The 14,662-nt window shown below is 72.8% G+C and carries 16 protein-coding genes; 8 read left to right on the top strand and 8 right to left on the bottom strand.

Annotation, left to right across the window (positions count from 1 at the left end; translation table 11 throughout):
• Both ACCP09_RS11420 and ACCP09_RS11415 read left to right on the top strand, forming a co-directional pair.
• Positions 1-981 (top strand): alpha/beta fold hydrolase, encoded by a 981-nt coding sequence (locus tag ACCP09_RS11420; RefSeq protein ID WP_378336042.1) that lies wholly within the window; start codon positions 1-3, stop codon positions 979-981.
• Positions 978-2,147, top strand: coding sequence for an acyl-CoA dehydrogenase (locus ACCP09_RS11415; RefSeq protein WP_433745642.1), 1,170 nt, complete (start codon positions 978-980; stop codon positions 2,145-2,147). Before ACCP09_RS11420 ends, ACCP09_RS11415 begins: the two co-directional genes overlap by 4 nt.
• Positions 2,148-2,324: 177 nt before the next feature.
• Here the strand turns inward: ACCP09_RS11415 and ACCP09_RS11410 are convergent, their stop codons facing one another.
• Entirely contained in the window at positions 2,325-3,086 is a 762-nt protein-coding gene (locus ACCP09_RS11410) for a phosphodiesterase (RefSeq protein WP_433745639.1), read from the bottom strand.
• A gap of 103 nt (positions 3,087-3,189) precedes the next feature.
• On the opposite strand from ACCP09_RS11410, the gene ACCP09_RS11405 reads away from it, so the two are divergent.
• From ACCP09_RS11405 to ACCP09_RS11390, 4 genes are all read left to right on the top strand, one after another.
• Positions 3,190-3,711 (top strand): SigE family RNA polymerase sigma factor, encoded by a 522-nt coding sequence (locus ACCP09_RS11405; protein WP_027935429.1) that lies wholly within the window; start codon positions 3,190-3,192, stop codon positions 3,709-3,711.
• The gene (locus ACCP09_RS11400) at positions 3,708-4,742 is read left to right on the top strand and encodes an LCP family protein (RefSeq protein WP_433745635.1); all 1,035 of its coding nucleotides are present in this window, start codon (positions 3,708-3,710) and stop codon (positions 4,740-4,742) included. Before ACCP09_RS11405 ends, ACCP09_RS11400 begins: the two co-directional genes overlap by 4 nt.
• An 83-nt stretch (positions 4,743-4,825) precedes the next feature.
• A complete protein-coding gene (locus tag ACCP09_RS11395) occupies positions 4,826-6,979 on the top strand; it encodes an ATP-binding SpoIIE family protein phosphatase (protein WP_433745632.1) in 2,154 nt (717 codons plus the stop codon).
• A gap of 84 nt (positions 6,980-7,063) precedes the next feature.
• Positions 7,064-7,501, top strand: a complete 438-nt coding sequence (locus ACCP09_RS11390) for an ATP-binding protein (protein WP_027935427.1) — start codon at positions 7,064-7,066, stop codon at positions 7,499-7,501.
• A gap of 324 nt (positions 7,502-7,825) precedes the next feature.
• Here ACCP09_RS11390 and ACCP09_RS11385 read toward each other — a convergent pair whose 3' ends face one another.
• Positions 7,826-9,250 (bottom strand): ATP-binding protein, encoded by a 1,425-nt coding sequence (locus ACCP09_RS11385; RefSeq protein ID WP_027935426.1) that lies wholly within the window; start codon positions 9,248-9,250, stop codon positions 7,826-7,828.
• Positions 9,247-10,905: an FAD-dependent oxidoreductase gene (locus ACCP09_RS11380; protein WP_027935425.1), complete on the bottom strand. Its 1,659-nt coding sequence runs from the start codon at positions 10,903-10,905 to the stop codon at positions 9,247-9,249. Before ACCP09_RS11380 ends, ACCP09_RS11385 begins: the two co-directional genes overlap by 4 nt.
• Before the next feature lie 144 nt (positions 10,906-11,049).
• Here ACCP09_RS11380 and ACCP09_RS11375 point away from each other — a divergent pair, with 144 nt between their 5' ends.
• Both ACCP09_RS11375 and ACCP09_RS11370 read left to right on the top strand, forming a co-directional pair.
• Positions 11,050-11,985 carry a TauD/TfdA dioxygenase family protein gene (locus ACCP09_RS11375; protein ID WP_027935424.1) on the top strand — a complete coding sequence of 312 codons (936 nt, stop codon included), beginning with the start codon at positions 11,050-11,052 and terminating at the stop codon, positions 11,983-11,985.
• A 16-nt stretch (positions 11,986-12,001) separates the two neighbouring features.
• Positions 12,002-12,436 carry a limonene-1,2-epoxide hydrolase family protein gene (locus ACCP09_RS11370; protein WP_433745626.1) on the top strand — a complete coding sequence of 145 codons (435 nt, stop codon included), beginning with the start codon at positions 12,002-12,004 and terminating at the stop codon, positions 12,434-12,436.
• On the opposite strand, the gene ACCP09_RS11365 is transcribed toward ACCP09_RS11370, so the two are convergent.
• The 5 genes from ACCP09_RS11365 to ACCP09_RS11345 are packed head-to-tail and all read right to left on the bottom strand — an operon-like array spanning position 12,331 to position 14,634.
• Positions 12,331-12,858, bottom strand: coding sequence for a cytochrome c oxidase assembly protein (locus ACCP09_RS11365; RefSeq protein ID WP_433745983.1), 528 nt, complete (start codon positions 12,856-12,858; stop codon positions 12,331-12,333). The genes ACCP09_RS11370 and ACCP09_RS11365 overlap by 106 nt on opposite strands.
• Entirely contained in the window at positions 12,836-13,246 is a 411-nt protein-coding gene (locus ACCP09_RS11360) for a DUF2243 domain-containing protein (protein WP_433745981.1), read from the bottom strand. The genes ACCP09_RS11365 and ACCP09_RS11360 overlap by 23 nt, the downstream gene beginning before the upstream one ends.
• A 49-nt stretch (positions 13,247-13,295) precedes the next feature.
• The gene (trxA, locus tag ACCP09_RS11355) at positions 13,296-13,637 is read right to left on the bottom strand and encodes a thioredoxin (protein ID WP_027935481.1); all 342 of its coding nucleotides are present in this window, start codon (positions 13,635-13,637) and stop codon (positions 13,296-13,298) included.
• Positions 13,634-14,032: a MerR family transcriptional regulator gene (locus ACCP09_RS11350; protein WP_020423349.1), complete on the bottom strand. Its 399-nt coding sequence runs from the start codon at positions 14,030-14,032 to the stop codon at positions 13,634-13,636. The genes trxA and ACCP09_RS11350 overlap by 4 nt, the downstream gene beginning before the upstream one ends.
• A 29-nt stretch (positions 14,033-14,061) precedes the next feature.
• Entirely contained in the window at positions 14,062-14,634 is a 573-nt protein-coding gene (locus tag ACCP09_RS11345; protein WP_027935421.1) for a DinB family protein, read from the bottom strand.
• Between the last annotated feature and the right edge of the window lie 28 nt (positions 14,635-14,662).

Here is a 14,662-nt window from a genome sequence, read left to right as displayed (position 1 = left end):
ATGGCCGCACCACATGTGACCGGCGGCCACGAGATCACCGTGCGGCGCGGGCAGTTCTGGATCCCGGGCGAGCGGGTGGCAGCCGGCGGCGTGACCGTGCAGCGGGCGCCGATGTTCGTGCAGTGGGAGGCGCCACCGCAGGTGACCCGGCCCTACCCGCTGGTGCTGGTGCACGGCGGCGGCGGGCAGGGCACCGACTGGACCGGCACCCCGGACGGGCGGCCGGGCTGGGCGACGCGCTTCGTGGAGGCCGGGTTCGCCGTGTACGTGGTGGACCGCTGCGGCCACGGGCGTTCGCCGTACCACCCGGACGTCGTGGCGCCGATGGGCCCGCCGTTCCCCTACGAGGCGGCGCGGGCGTTGTTCCTGCCCGAGGAGCGGCGCGGCGAGCAGGTCCAGTGGACCTACGGCGAGGCGGAGGTCGACCAGCTGCTGTGCCCGATGGGCCCGCTGCCCGCTGATCTCGCGGAGTCGCAGCGGATGGACGCCGACCGGCTGGGCCGGTTGCTGGACCGCACCGGGCCCGCGGTGCTGGTGACCCACTCCGCGGGCGGCCCGGTCGGATGGCTCGCGGCGGACGCGCGCCCGGATGCGGTGGTCGCGATCGTGGCGGTCGAACCGGTCGGCCCGGCCTTCGCCGAGATCCCCGGGATGGGTTCGCTGGACTGGGGGCTGACGTCGGCGCCGATCACCTACGAACCGCCGGTTTCCGGCCCGGCCGAGGTGCGCGAGGGGATGCGGATCCCCGCGCTGGCGGGCAAACCCGTCGTGGTCGTGACCGGTGGCGCGTCGGCGTTCGCGGACTTCGCGCCGCAGGTCGTGGACTTCCTGCGCGACGCGGGCGCCGACGCGGCGCGGCTGCACCTGCCCGACCACGGCGTCAAGGGCAACGGGCACGGACTGATCTTCGAAGCCAATTCCGACGAGACGGTGCGGCCGGTCATCGACTGGATCCGCGGACTGGAGGGGACGGACGCATGAGCCTGCACGTCAGCGACGAGTTCGACGGGTTGATGGCGCGCCTGGACGAGGCCGCGCCGGTGCTCGCCGCGAACGCCGAGAAGGGCGAGGAACTGGGGCGGCTCACCGACGAGGTCGCGCAGGTGCTGCACGAGACGGGCGCGCTGAAGATCGGCATCCCGCGCGACCTGGGCGGGTACGAGTTCTCGCCGCGCCAGGTCATCGAGACGATCGCGAAGATCTCCTACTCGGACGCCTCCGCCGGGTGGTCGTTCATGGCGTTGCAGATGGTCACCGGCACCACGGCCGCCTACCTCGGCGACGAGGCGGCGGCGGAGTTGTTCCCGGACGTGGCCGGCAACCGGTACGCGCTGATGGCGGGGCAGGGCACGCGGCTGGGCGCCGCCCGGCGGGTCGACGGCGGGTACGTGATCAACGGGCAGTGGAGCTTCGCGTCCGGGATCTCGATGGCCACCCACATCCACACCGCGGCGTTGTGCGAGGAGACCGGGCAGGCGCTGATCTTCACGTTCCCCAAGGAGCAGGCGACTCTCGTCGACAACTGGGACGTGATGGGCCTGAAGGCGACCAGCAGCATCGACTACGTGTGCGAGGACGTGTTCGTGCCATCGACGCACGTGTACGAGATCACCACGATGGCGGCGCGCCACGGCGGCGCGATCTACCGGATGGGCCTGGCGAACATGGCCGGCGTGTGCCACACCGGCTGGGCGCTCGGGGTGGGGCGCCGGATGCTCGACGAGATGCGGGCGCTGGCCACGCGGAAGTCCGGGGCGCCGGGCGCGTCGGTCGACACCGGGCAGTTCCACGCGGAGTACGCGCAGGCAGAGGCCGCGGTGCGCTCGGCGCGGGCGTGGGCGATGGAGGTGTGGGAGGCCAACGAGGCGACCCTGGACGGTGGGTCGCTGCTGACCACGGAGCAGGAGACGCTGACCCGGCTGATGCTGAACAACACGACGTGGTCGGTGCACGCGGCGGGCCAGGCGGTGTACAAGTGGGCGGCCACGGCGGCGCTGCGAAGGGGCGACCTGCAGCGCTTCTTCAGAGACCTCCACGCGGGGACGCAGCACATCACGTCGGGGCCGGTCGTGCTGCAGAACTGCGGCCGCTGGATGGCCGGCCTGGCGCCGGAGGCGCACTGGGAATTCCTGGAGCTGAAGGGCTGACGCCAGAGGGTGCGCCACGTCGCGGCGCGCTGTCTGGCCGCGACGTGGGCCGGCACGGCGCCCACTCCGGCGAACAACTCCGGCGGCATGCCCCTCCGGGCGGCACCACACCGTCCTCGGCACCCGCGGAATGCCCGCTACACCAGGGGCCGCATCACCTTCGGGCGCCTGTGGCCGCTACGGGCAGAACCGGAAGTGCGTGGTCAGGCGACGGTCCTCCACCACGTGGAAGGCCAGCCCGGGCGGCCGGTCGTAGTCGAGCGGTCCGCCCTCCGCCCAGCCGGCGTCCCCGCCCGGTTCCCACGGCATGGCCAGCGCCGAGACCACCCCGGGCGCCACCACCAGCGGCCGCCCGGCGAAGGTCGTCACCGCGGGCGTGTGCGCGTGCCCGCAGAACAACCCCACCACGTCCGGGTGCCGCGCCACCACCTCCGCCAGCCGGGCCGCTTCATGCTGCCGGATCTCGTCCAGCAGCGGGTGGTGCAGCACCGACGGCGGGTGGTGGAACGCCACGAACGCCGGCCGCCCCGCCGCCTCCGCCAGCACCTCGTCCAGCCAGGCGATCGTCGAGTCGTCCATCCGCCCCGAGCCGCTTCCCGGGATGCTCGTGTCGCACAGCGCGAACACCGCCCCGGCCGCCTCGCCGACCTGGTTGACCGGCCCGTCCGACGGCTCCTCGCCGAGCAGGACCGAACGGTAGGCGGCCCGCGAATCGTGGTTGCCGGGGCAGTGGAACACCGGGTACGGCAACGTGTCCAGCAGCTTCGCGACCTCGGCGTACTCGGCCGGCTCGCCGTGATCGGCCAGGTCCCCGGTCACCAGCACCGCGTCCACCGGCCGCGGCAGCTCGCGCAGGTGGCCCACCACCCGCGCGGCCCGGTCCGCGTTCCGCGAACCGCCGTCGAGGTGCAGATCGGACAGGTGCGCGAGGACCGTCATGGCCCGACCCTACCGGCTGCGAAAATTCCTCCCGGCCGGATTCAACAACCTGGGGGCCCCGGCGCGTTGAAGGCCCGTCAACCGAAAACCGAAAGGAACACCGGTGCGGGACCGCTTCGACGATTTCGTGGCGCAGCGCCTCGACCGCCTCCTCCGCTACGCCACGGCCCTGACCTGCGACCCCCACCTCGCGCAGGACATCGTGCAGGAGACCCTGCTGCGCGCCCAGCACCGCTGGGCCCGCATCGCCGGGCTGCAGGCGCCCGAGAGCTACGTGCGCAAGATGATCACCAACGAGTTCCTGTCGTGGCGGCGCCGGAAGGCCTCGCGCAACGTCACCGCCGCCCACAGCACGCTCGACGCCATCGGGACGCCCACCGCGGACCCCGCCGAGCACTACGCCGAACGGGACGCCATGCGCGCCCGCATCGCCGCGCTGCCCCGCAAACAGCGCGCCGCGATCGTGCTCCGGTTCTACGAGGACTGCACCGACGCCGAGATCGCCGAGGCGCTCGGCTGCTCGGCGGGCACCGTCCGCAGCCACATCTCCCGCGCCCTGAGCACGCTGCGCGCCGCCGAGGGCGGCCGCCGCCGGGGCCTGCCCGTCACGGAGGCGCTGTCATGACCACCGACCCCACCGAACAGCTCATCCGCTCGGCGCTGCACGCCGAGGCCGACCGCCGCCCCGACCCGCGGGTGGTGCTCGCCGGGCTGCGGCAGGCGCAGCCGCGCCGCAGCCGGACGCCACTCCTGGTCGTCGCGGCCGCGGCGGTCGTCGCGGTGGCCGTCGCGGCAGTCCTGGTGCCGCGGATGCTCCAGCGCAGCGCCCCCGTCGTGGGCACGGCGCCGGCCACCGACCAGACCGTCCTGCTGGCCGGTCTGGACGACCACGACACCACCGACTCGGTCGTGCTCGGCCGCTTCGGACGGGACGGCACCGCCGCGCTGGCCTCGATCCCCCGCGACTCGCTGGTCGACATCCCCGGCTTCGGCCAGGGCAAGCTGAACAGCGCGTACAGCCGCGGCAAGGAAGCCGCCCAGCAGCAGGGCCGCGACGAGAACGCCGCGGCCGAGGCGGGCGCCCGCACGCTCGTCGACACCGTGCAGCAGCTCACCGGGACGCACGTGGACCACTACGCCGTGGTCGGCATGGCGGCGTTCGGCCAGCTCGCCCACGTCCTGCAGGGCATCCCCGTCTGCCTGCGCGCGGCCACGCACGACTCGCGGGCCGGTGCCTCGTTCCCCGCCGGTGAGCAGGTCCTGGACGAGACGAAGGCGCTGGCCTTCCTCCGGCAGCGCACCGGGCTGCCCAACGGCGATCTCGACCGGATCGCCCGGCTCCAGGCGTACCTGCGCTCGGCCGCGAACGAGGTGATCGGCGGGGGCAGGCTCGCCGACCCGGCCTTCGTGTCCGCGCTGATCAGCACCGTGCAGCGCAACGTGCGCACCGACCCCGGCTGGGACCTGCTGTCCTTCGCCGCGCTGGTGCGGGACACCCGCCCGGCCGACCTGCGGATCGGGACCGTGCCGATCACGGGCTCGGACCTCGACACGCCGTACGGCGCGGTGATCGGTCTCGCCCCCGGGGAAGTCCGCACGTTCGTGGCGGACCTGCCGCACTCGGGCACGTCAGCACCGGATTCCTGCGTGAACTGAACACCGGAATCGCGCGCAAACCGGGTCACGGTCGCTCCCGCGGGGTTAGGCTGGCAACCGCCGACGGGAAGGGGACGCGTCCGATGACCGGACCGCGAGCCGAGAACGCGGCCGCGGGGCCCACCAGCCCCGCGGCCTTCGGCCTGTCGGACACCGTCCGGGTCGCCGCGGTGCTGCGCGCCGAAGCCGAGAACGCCCCCGATTTCACCGCCGCAGCGCGGGCCCTCGTCCGGCGGCTGCGGGACGGGTTCGCCGTCGCGGGACGGCCGATGTCGGCCGAGTTGTACACAGTGGACGAAGGCGGTTCCCCGGTGCTCGTCGCGGCGGCCGGGGAGCCGCGAACCGGTGGCGCGCCGGCCGCGGCGCCGGCGGGCGAACGCTTTCCGGTGGTCCCGTTGCCCGGCGCGCTGGCGTTCGGCGGGCCGCTCGCCGGGGGCCGCGCGTTCTGGATCGTGCTGCCCTCGTCGGCCGCGCTGCCGGCCGCGACGGCCCGCTCGATCGCGGTGAGTGTCCGCGCCGGGCTGCTGGCGCACGGTCCGGCCGAGGACCGCGCGGAGGCGCTCCGGGACTACGCCGAGCTGCTGGAGCGCACCTCACGGGTGGAGGGCGCGGCGCTGGAGGACGCGGCGGGCCGGGCGGGCGCCAAGGTCGAGCTCGGCGACTCGCTGCAGGCGATCGGGCAGCGGCTGACCGCGCAGCTCGACATCGACACCCTCGTCCAGGACGCCACGGACGCGGCCACGCGCGGCACCGGCGCGGGGTTCGGGGCGTTCTTCTACAACCTGATCGACGAGTTCGGCGAGTCCTACACGCTCTACACGCTGTCCGGGGTTCCGAAGGAGGCTTTCGACGGGTTCCCGATGCCGCGCAACACGGCGGTTTTCGCGCCCACGTTCAACGGCAGCGGGATCGTCCGCAGCGACGACATCACCAAGGACCCGCGCTACGGGCACAACGAGCCGCACCACGGCATGCCGGAGGGGCACCTGCCGGTGCGCAGCTACCTGGCCGTCCCGGTGATCACGCCGATCACGCGAGAGGTGCTGGGCGGGTTCTTCTTCGCCCACCCCGAGCCGGGGCGGTTCACCGCGCGGCACGAGCAGGTGGCGGCCGGGATCGCGAGCTACACCGCGATCGCGCTGGACAACGCGCGGATGTTCGCGCGGCACCGGTCGATGGCGACCGAGCTGGCGCGCAGCATGCTGCCCGTGGTGCCGGAGATCCCCGGCCTGCGGATCGTGTCGCGGTACCTGCCCGCGTCGGCCGGGGCCGAGGTCGGCGGGGACTGGTTCGACGTGATCGAGCTGCCCGGCGGGCGGACGGCGTTCGTGATCGGCGACGTGGTGGGGCGTGGCGTGCCCGCGGCGGCGGTGATGGGTCAGATGCGCACCGCGATCCGGTCGTACGCGCTGCTGGACCTGCCACCGTCCGACGTGCTGCACAACGTGTCCCAGCTGGCGCGGACCACGCCCGGCGCCAAGTTCATCACGTGCCTGTACGCGGTGCACGACCCGATCGACGACTCCCTCACCTACGCCAACGCCGGTCACCTGCCCGCGGTGCTGATCGCGGCCGACGGGTCGACCCGGCAGATCGCGGAGGCGCTCGGCATGCCGCTGGGCGTCGGGGAGCAGTACCCGCAGGAGCAGACGCCGTTCCCGCCCGGGATGCGGCTCGTGCTGTACACCGACGGGCTGGTGGAGAGCCGGGAGCGGGAGCTCGGTGTGGGCATCGACGCGCTGCTGGCGGAGCTCACGTCGCTGCCTCGTGACGGTGACCTTGGCGCGGCGTGCGACGAGCTGATCGGGCGGCTGACCGGCGGCAGGCACGACGACGACGTCGCCCTGCTGTACGTCGAGCACCGGGGCGCGGACCGCCGGGTCGCGTCGATGGCGCTGGTCCCGGAGGTGCCGCTGGACGCCGTGCACGAGTTCGTGGCCGGGCGGATGGCGCGGTGGGGGCTGGCGGAGGTGGCCGACCGCGCGGTGAAGGTCGCCACCGAGCTGGTGACGAACGCGATGCGGCACGCTTCGGCGCCGCTGACGCTGCGCCTGTTCCACGACGGCACGCGGCTGACGGTGGACGTCGCCGACCGCACGGGGGCGCTGCCGCACATCCTCGCGACCGGCGGGATCGAACACGACGGGCTGCGGATGATCGACGCGGCCGCGGCGAGGTGGGGCACGCGCACCACGCCCCACGGCAAGGTCGTGTGGGCGGAGCTCACGACGAGGTGACCCCGGATCCGGGGAACAACAGGTGTGTAAACCGTGCACGGGGGGTAACCCCCGGGCGACGAGGAACACGCCGAGGGGACTTCGATGCACGCCGGAGACCAACGCCTCCACCGACTGGTGACGGCGCGCTCGCGCAACGCGACGACTTTGAGGCACGTCCTCACCCAGTGGGCGAACGCCGTGGAGCTACCCGACGCCACCACCGACGCGATGGCGCTCGCGGCGTACGAGGCCATGATCAACGTGGTGACCCACGCGTACCCCGCCCAGGCCGAGGGCCCGCTGGAGCTGTCCGCGGAGCTGCGCGGCAACGCGGTGGACGTCACGGTGAGCGACCAGGGGCGGTGGCAGCCGCCCGCCGCGGACCCCGGCCCCCTGCACGGCCGGGGGCTGCCGCTGATCCAGGCGCTGTCCGACCGGGCGGAGATCGCGCCGGGCCCGGAGGGCACGACGGTGCGGATGCGCTGGCCGGTGCCGGCCACCCCGACACGGCTGCGGATGGACGTCGCGCAGGCCCAGTAGCCGCGACTGCCGGTGGAAGCGGCACCGGACACACGAGCCGATCGGGCCCCAGAGCCACGACGTGGAAGCGGCACCGCACACACGAGCCGATCGCCCCCAGAGCCACGACGTGGAAGCGGCACCGGACACACGAGCCGATCGGGCCCGAGAGCCACGACGGGGCACTTGCGCTGCCCCACCCCGGTTCGCTTGCGGATCGAAGTAGGGCGGGCGCGTCAGTGGTGCCGCCCGCGCGGCACCCTCTCGTTCAGATGTGATGGCCGATGGGCCGACCGGGCCCCCGGACGGGGTGCCGCTCCGCCGGCGGGGCGGAGCGGCTCGCCGTCACTCGGAGGCTTGTTCCGTCGTCGGGAGGTAGACGCGGAAACGGGTGTCGCCCGGTTCGGACTCGACTCGCAGGTCGCCTCGGTGGCGGTCCACCACGATGCGCCACGAGATGTCCAGCCCGAGGCCCGTGCCCTCCCCCACCGGCTTCGTCGTGAAGAACGGTTCGAAGATCCGCTGCTTGGTCTCCGCCGAGATGCCAGGGCCGGTGTCGCCGATCTCGACCACCACCCGGTCGCCGTCGCGGCTGGTGCGCAGCGTCAGCGTGCCCGTGCCGTCCATGGCGCTGACCGCGTTGTCGATGATGTTCGTCCACACCTGGTTCAGCTCGCCCGCGTAAGCCGGCACCGTCGGCAGCGACCGGTCGTACTCCTTGACGACCTTGACCCCGGTGCCGATCTTGCCCGCCAGCATCACCAGCGTCGAATCCAGCCCGTCGTGCACGTCGATCCACTGGTGCGGCGCGCGGTCCATCTGCGAGTACTGCTTCGCCGCGCCGACCAGCGCCGAAATGCGAGTCGTCGAGTCCTCGATCTCCCCCATCAGCATCTCGGTCTCCAGCGCGTACGCCAGCCACCGCAGGGCGCCGTCCAGCAGGCCGTCGCCGACGGACTCCAGGACGTGGTCGAGACTCTCGGCGGACAGCCCGGCCGCGACGAAGATCGGGGCCAGGTCCCAGCCCTGCTCGATGTCGCGCTCTTCGAGCCAGTCGCCGATCTCGTCCTCGCGGTCGGCCTGCTGCATCGCGGTCAGCGGTGGCGCGTCGGCCACCTGCTTGACCAGCCGCTCCTGCACGTCGAGCAGCAGCTCCAGCAGATCGGGCTCGATGTCCCGCTTCGCCAGTATCGCCAGCTTGTGCCGCATCCCGGCGACCCGTTCACGCAGCGCCGCGGTGGCGCGGACCGCCGCGGCCGCCGGGTTGTTCAGCTCGTGGGTCAGCCCCGCCGACATCTCGCCGAGTGCGAGCAGCCGCCGCCGCTGCCCGATCAGCGCGTCGGTGTTGCGCCAGCCCAGGTACGAACCCTCCAGCAGGTGCGTGGCCATCGGGAACCAGCTGCGGAACTGGTCGGCGAACTCCTTGGCCGGCAACGTCAGGAACATCAGGTCGGTGACCGCGTACACCGAGGCGCCGTAGCGTTGCTGCTGTTGCCCGTAGAAGAACTGCGTCGCCCCGCAGTAGGCGCCGCGCTGGTCGGAGCGGACGGTCTCCACCTCGCTGCCGCCCACCAGCCGCGTCATCCGGAGCGCGCCGGACAGCAGCACGTAGAAGCACGTCGCCGGGTCGCCCTCGCTGATGATCGCGGTGTCCGCGGCGTACTGCTCGAGCTTGGCGTGGTCGAGGATCCAGTCGAGCTGGGCGTCCGACAGATCGGTGAACAGGAACAACTCCCGCAGGAACTCGCGGGTCAGCTGCGTCTCGCTCATCGTGCCTCCAGGTAGCGGTGCACGAGCGAGACGGCCATCGCGCCCTCGCCGACGGCCGAGGCGACGCGCTTGACCGACTGCGAGCGGACGTCGCCGGCCACGAACACACCCGGGATGGACGACTCCAGGTGGTGCGGGTCCCGGTCGAGCGTCCACCCCGGCGGTCGCTTGCCGTCGACCATCAGGTCCGGGCCCGTGCACACGAAACCGTGGTCGTCGCGCAGCACGTCGTCACCCAGCCACTCGGTGCGCGGCGCCGCGCCGATGAACACGAACAGGTGCCCGGTCGGCACCGTCTCGGTGATGCCCTGCTCCTCGTCGCACAGGGTCAGCTCTTCGAGGTGGTCGGTGCCGTGCGCGCGCACCACGGTGGTGCGGGTGCGGACGTGGATGTTGCCGATCGCCTCGATCTGCTCGATGAGGTAGTGCGACATGGACGCCTGCAGCGACGGCCCCCGAACCAGGATCGAGACCTCCTTGGCGTAGCGGGAGAAGAACACGGCGGCCTGCCCGGCGGAGTTGGCGCCGCCGACGATGTAGACGTGCTCGCCCTCGCACTCGGGCGCCTCGGTGGCGGCCGAGCCGTAGAACACGCCGCGGCCGGTCAGCTCGGCCACGCCCTCGGCCTCCAGCGCCCGGTAGGACACGCCGGTGGCGAGCACGACGGCGTGCGCCGCGATCTCGCTGCCGTCCCCGAACCGCACCACCCGCGCCGAACCGCGGGCCTCCAGGCCGGTCACGTCCCGCGCGGTCAGCACCTCCGCGCCGAACTTCTGCGCCTGCCTGCGGGCCCGGTCGGTCAGCTGCGCCCCGGAAACCCCGTCCGGGAAGCCGAGGTAGTTCTCGATCCGGGAGCTCTGCCCGGCCTGCCCGCCGGTCGCCCGGCGCTCGACCAGGACCGTGCGCAGCCCTTCGGAGGCGCCGTAGACGGCCGCGCCGAGCCCGGCCGGGCCGCCGCCGATCACCACCAGGTCGTAGAACTCCGAGGCGGGCCGCGTCGACAACCCGACGGCGTCGGCGATCTGCTCGCCGTCCGGCTTGCGCAGCACCGTCCCGTCCGGGGTGATCAGCACCGGGATGTCGTCGGCGGCGCAGTCCGCCGCTTCGAGCAGGCGGCAGGCCTCCGGCTCCTCGACGGAGTACCAGCGGTAGGGCACGGAGTTGCGGGCCAGGAAGTCGCGCACCTTGTAGGACGGCGAGGACCAGCGGTGCCCGATCACCTTCGTCTCCTCGACCGGCCGGTCGCCGGCCGCGCGCCACGCGTCCACCAGCGCGTCGACCACCGGGTACAGCTTCTCCTCCGGCGGGTCCCACGGCTTGAGGAGGTAGTGGTCGACGTCGACGACGTTGATCGCCTGGATCGCCGCGTCGGTGTCGGCGTAGGCGGTCAGCAGGGCGCGCCGCGCGTACGGGAACAGGTCCATCGCCTGCTCCAGGAAGGTGATGCCGTCCATCTGCGGCATGCGGTAGTCGGCGAGGATGGCCGCGACGGCGTCCCCGCGCAGCTTGATCTCGCGCAGGGCTTCGAGCGCGTCCGCCCCGGAGGCGGCGCGCACGACGCGGTAATCCTGGCCGTAACGACGGCGGAGGTCACGGGCGACCGACCGGGACACGGCCGGGTCGTCGTCGACGGTCATGAGGATGGGCAGGCTCACGCCGCAAACACTACGGCCTGGCAGCGTTCCAGGGTCAGAACTTTCCCGCACGAGGAGACCACATACTGGACCCACCTTGCCGCTCGCGGCCCTCCGCGGTGATCATCGGAGCCCGTCCACGATCGCTGCGGGAGGTCCGCGAAAATGTCCGTCGAGCTGCCCGAACGGGTCCGTGCCCTGCGCTCCGCCGAGGTCCCCGCGGACGGCATCCTGGAGGGTCCGCGGCACCTCTCGCGACTTCACGAAGATGCACAGTCGCGCGAGTACGAGATGTTCACCTCGCGCCCGCTGGGACGCCTGATCGGCGCCGAGATCACCGGCGTGGACCTCAGCAGGCCCCTCACCCCGCGGCTGCGCGACGAGCTGAACCGCGCGCTGCTGGAGTGGAAGGTGCTGTTCTTCCGCGACCAGCGCATCACCCCGGAGCAGCAGCGGGCGTTCGCGCGCAACTGGGGCCCGCTGGAGACCAACCCGTTCCTGCCTGCCGGCGACTCCGGCGAGGTCACCCGTTTCGCGCGCGGCGCGGGGATGCCGGGTTTCGAGAACATCTGGCACGCCGACACCACCTGGCGCCCGGAGCCGGCGCTCGGGTCGGTCCTGCGCCTGGTCGAGGTGCCGCCGCTGGGCGGGGACACGCTGTGGGCCGACATGGCCGCGGCCTACGACAACCTGCCCGCCGGCGTCCGCGAACGGATCGACGGCCTGCGCGCGGTGCACGACTTCGTGCCCGGCTTCGCCCGCTTCGCCGACCACGACCTGCTGGCGCGCTGGCAGGACCGCTTCCCGCCGGTCGAGCACCCGGTCGTGCGCGTGCACCCGGAGACCGGGCGGAAGACGCTGTTCGTCAACCAGGCCTTCACCACGCACATCGTCGGCATGGACCGCGCGGAGAGCGATCGCCTGCTGCGGTTGCTGTTCGCGCAGGCGCACGTGCCCGAGTACCAGGTGCGGTTCTCCTGGCGCCCGGACACGGTCGCGTTCTGGGACAACCGCGCGACGCAGCACTACGCCGTCAACGACTACCACCCGCACGCGCGGATCGCGGAGCGCGTCGCGATCGCCGGTGATCGTCCGTTCTGACCGTTAGCCTGGGGCCATGGCGGACCCGAAGAGCACGGTCACCTCGTTCCTGACGGCCCTCGAACGCGACGACGTGGAAGGCGCGCTGAGCTTCGCCGCCCCGGAGGTGGTGTACCAGAACGTCCCGCTGCCCCCGGCGCGCGGCATCGCGGCCGTGGGGAAGCAGCTGCGCCTGCTCAGCCGCTACCACATCGGCTTCGAGGCGCGCGTGCACCACATCGCCGCGGACGGCCCGATCGTGCTGACCGAGCGGACCGACGTGCTGCGCGTCGGGTCCTGGGACACGCGGTTCTGGGTGTGCGGCACGTTCGAGGTGCGCGACGGCCGGATCGTGTTGTGGCGGGACTACTTCGACTGGGCGACCGTGCTCGCCTCGAGCGTGCGCGGCGCCGGGAGGGCCGCCGTGACCGGGGTGTCGACGCTGGTCGCCCGCGCGCGCCTGCGGGACTGACGCCGGTACCACTGCAGGCAGACCACCAGCGCGAGCGCGATTTCGACGGCGTCGCCGTCGTAGTACAGGACCTGTGCCCCGGCGCGGAAGCCGTCCGCGTACAGGGTCTTGGCGAGGATGCCGTGCGCCGCGCCGGCCAGCACGAGCGTCGCGCCGCGCAGCGCCCGCACCAGCGCGCGGCGGCCACGCCAGGCCCGCAACGCGAGCGTGACCGGCCTGCCGAGCACCAGCAGCAGCGGACCGGCCATGCCGACCACGAGGTGTTGCGCCAGGTGGGCGCTGAACGTGTCCGCCGGGAACGGCAGCGCCACGACGACCGCGAGCGCGCCCACCGTGAACGAGGCGGTGCGCCGCGCACAGGTAACCCACCAGCGCGACGGCCACCGCCAGTGCCATCGGTCAGGTGCCGGTGGTGTGGTCAGGCGCGCGCTCCCGCACCAACAGCGCCACGCCCGCGGCCGGCAACGCCACCGCGATCACGTTCCACGCCCAGTCGCAGGGCACGAGGTCGACGTGGTAGCGGATCTGGTGCAGCGTCAGCAGCTTGTGCTGGACCGTCCCGTCGTAGAGCTGGAACGCGCCCGCCCCGGCGAGGATGCCGCCCAGCAGCGTTCGGCCGGACAGCGCCGCGCGCCGCCGCAGGCCGGCCACCAGCACCAGGCCGAGCACGGTGGCGAACCAGCCGAACGCGTGGAACAGCCCGTCGGACACCAGCCCGGCGTCCGAAGTGGACCTGTCGTGGAAGTGGTGCCAGTGCAGCAACTGGTGGAACACCGTCTCGTCGGCGAACGCCGCGATCCCGACGCCGATCGCGGCGCCCGGCGCACCTCCGGGCCGCGGCTACCCTGGGGCGCGCGGGTTATGCGTTCAGTGCCGCGTCGAGTTCGGCGAGCAACCGGGCCTTCGGCCGCGCGCCCACCCACTGCGCCACCCGCTCGCCGTCGCGGAACAGCACCAGCGTCGGCAGCGACATCACCTGCAGGTCACGCGCGGTGCGGGGGTTCTCGTCGGAGTTGATCTTGCGGATGGTCAGGTCGCCGGCACGCTCGGCGGCGATCTCGGCGAGCACCGGCGCGATCATGTGGCACGGCGGGCACCACTGCGCCCAGAAATCGACCAGCACGGGCCCGTCGTGGCGCAGCACCTCCGCCTCGAAGGTCTCGTCGGTCACGGCGAGCACGGCGCCGGTGGTGGTGGTCATCGGGACTCCTCGAAGGACGTGGTGACCCGGCACGGGCCGGGCTCTCGGTCGAGCGCTTCGGTGAGCTTGGCGCGCAGGTCGTCGCGCACGGCCTGCAACCGGTCCAGGCAGGCCTCGACCTCGGCGAGCTTGCGCTCGTACACCTCGATCGAGTCGGCGCACGAGTCCCCGGTCTCGTGACCCGCCCGCAGGCACTCCACGAACGGCCGGGTGTCGTCGAGGCTGAACCCGACCGCCTGGAGCGTCTGGATCTCGCGGACGAGCCGGAAGTCGTCCTCGCCGTACTCGCGGTAGCCGTTGGCCGCGCGCCGCGCGGACAGCAGCCCCTGTGACTCGTAGAACCGCAGCGCGCGTGTGGTGGTCCCGGCCCGCTGCGCCAGCTCCCCGATTCGCATGTGATCGAGCGTAAAGGTTGCCGCTGACGTCAAGGCAAGGATTCGCGCGCGACCCGCTCCAGGCGCTCCCGGTAGTCCGCCCACCACTGCGCGTCGGCGTCCGGCAGGTTGCCGGTGTCGCGGCGCATCCCGGCGGCGCCGTCGACGAGTTCGCGGATGATGTCCGCGTGCCCGGCGTGGCGGGAGGTCTCGGCGATCATGTGCACGAGGACCCGGTGCAGCGTGACGGGTTCCCGGCCCGGGATGTGCCCGACGGCGTCCAGCGCGAGCGCGCCGATGGTGGCGTCGGCGTGCGCCCAGGCCTGGCGGTAGAGCGCGACGATCTCCGCGGTGGACTCGTCCGCGCGCGCCCACATGTCGGCGTTGGGCTCGTCGTCGGCGAGCCAGGGCAGTTCGCGGCCGAACGGGCGTCCGAAGGTGGCGCCGAAGTACCCGAGCTCGCAGCCGATCAGGTGCTTGACCAGCCCGAGCAGGTTGGTGCCGGTCGGCGTCATGGGGCGGCGCAGGTCGTACTCGGAGAGGCCGTCGAGCTTCCAGAGCATCACCTCGCGCGCCTGCTGGAGGTACCGGTGCAGATCGTCCTTCGGATCGGTCTCGGTCATGCGGACAGCCTTCCACCGCGGACCGGAA

The organism is Amycolatopsis sp. 3B14 (assembly GCF_050958625.1).
Classification (GTDB): Bacteria; Actinomycetota; Actinomycetes; order Mycobacteriales; family Pseudonocardiaceae; genus Amycolatopsis_E; species Amycolatopsis_E thermoflava.
Note: the sequence above shows the minus strand (reverse complement) of the source record. Positions and strands in the feature narration are given on the sequence as shown.

Coding starts and splice junctions, on each gene's coding strand:
- ACCP09_RS11385 (WP_027935426.1), bottom strand. CDS start 9,250: ATGAGCGAGACGCAGCTGACCCGCGAGTTCCTGCGGGAGTTGTTCCTG.
- ACCP09_RS11420 (WP_378336042.1), top strand. CDS start 1: ATGGCCGCACCACATGTGACCGGCGGCCACGAGATCACCGTGCGGCGC.
- ACCP09_RS11375 (WP_027935424.1), top strand. CDS start 11,050: ATGTCCGTCGAGCTGCCCGAACGGGTCCGTGCCCTGCGCTCCGCCGAG.
- ACCP09_RS11400 (WP_433745635.1), top strand. CDS start 3,708: ATGACCACCGACCCCACCGAACAGCTCATCCGCTCGGCGCTGCACGCC.
- ACCP09_RS11395 (WP_433745632.1), top strand. CDS start 4,826: ATGACCGGACCGCGAGCCGAGAACGCGGCCGCGGGGCCCACCAGCCCC.
- ACCP09_RS11370 (WP_433745626.1), top strand. CDS start 12,002: ATGGCGGACCCGAAGAGCACGGTCACCTCGTTCCTGACGGCCCTCGAA.
- ACCP09_RS11415 (WP_433745642.1), top strand. CDS start 978: ATGAGCCTGCACGTCAGCGACGAGTTCGACGGGTTGATGGCGCGCCTG.
- ACCP09_RS11410 (WP_433745639.1), bottom strand. CDS start 3,086: ATGACGGTCCTCGCGCACCTGTCCGATCTGCACCTCGACGGCGGTTCG.
- ACCP09_RS11390 (WP_027935427.1), top strand. CDS start 7,064: ATGCACGCCGGAGACCAACGCCTCCACCGACTGGTGACGGCGCGCTCG.
- ACCP09_RS11350 (WP_020423349.1), bottom strand. CDS start 14,032: ATGCGAATCGGGGAGCTGGCGCAGCGGGCCGGGACCACCACACGCGCG.
- trxA (WP_027935481.1), bottom strand. CDS start 13,637: ATGACCACCACCACCGGCGCCGTGCTCGCCGTGACCGACGAGACCTTC.
- ACCP09_RS11345 (WP_027935421.1), bottom strand. CDS start 14,634: ATGACCGAGACCGATCCGAAGGACGATCTGCACCGGTACCTCCAGCAG.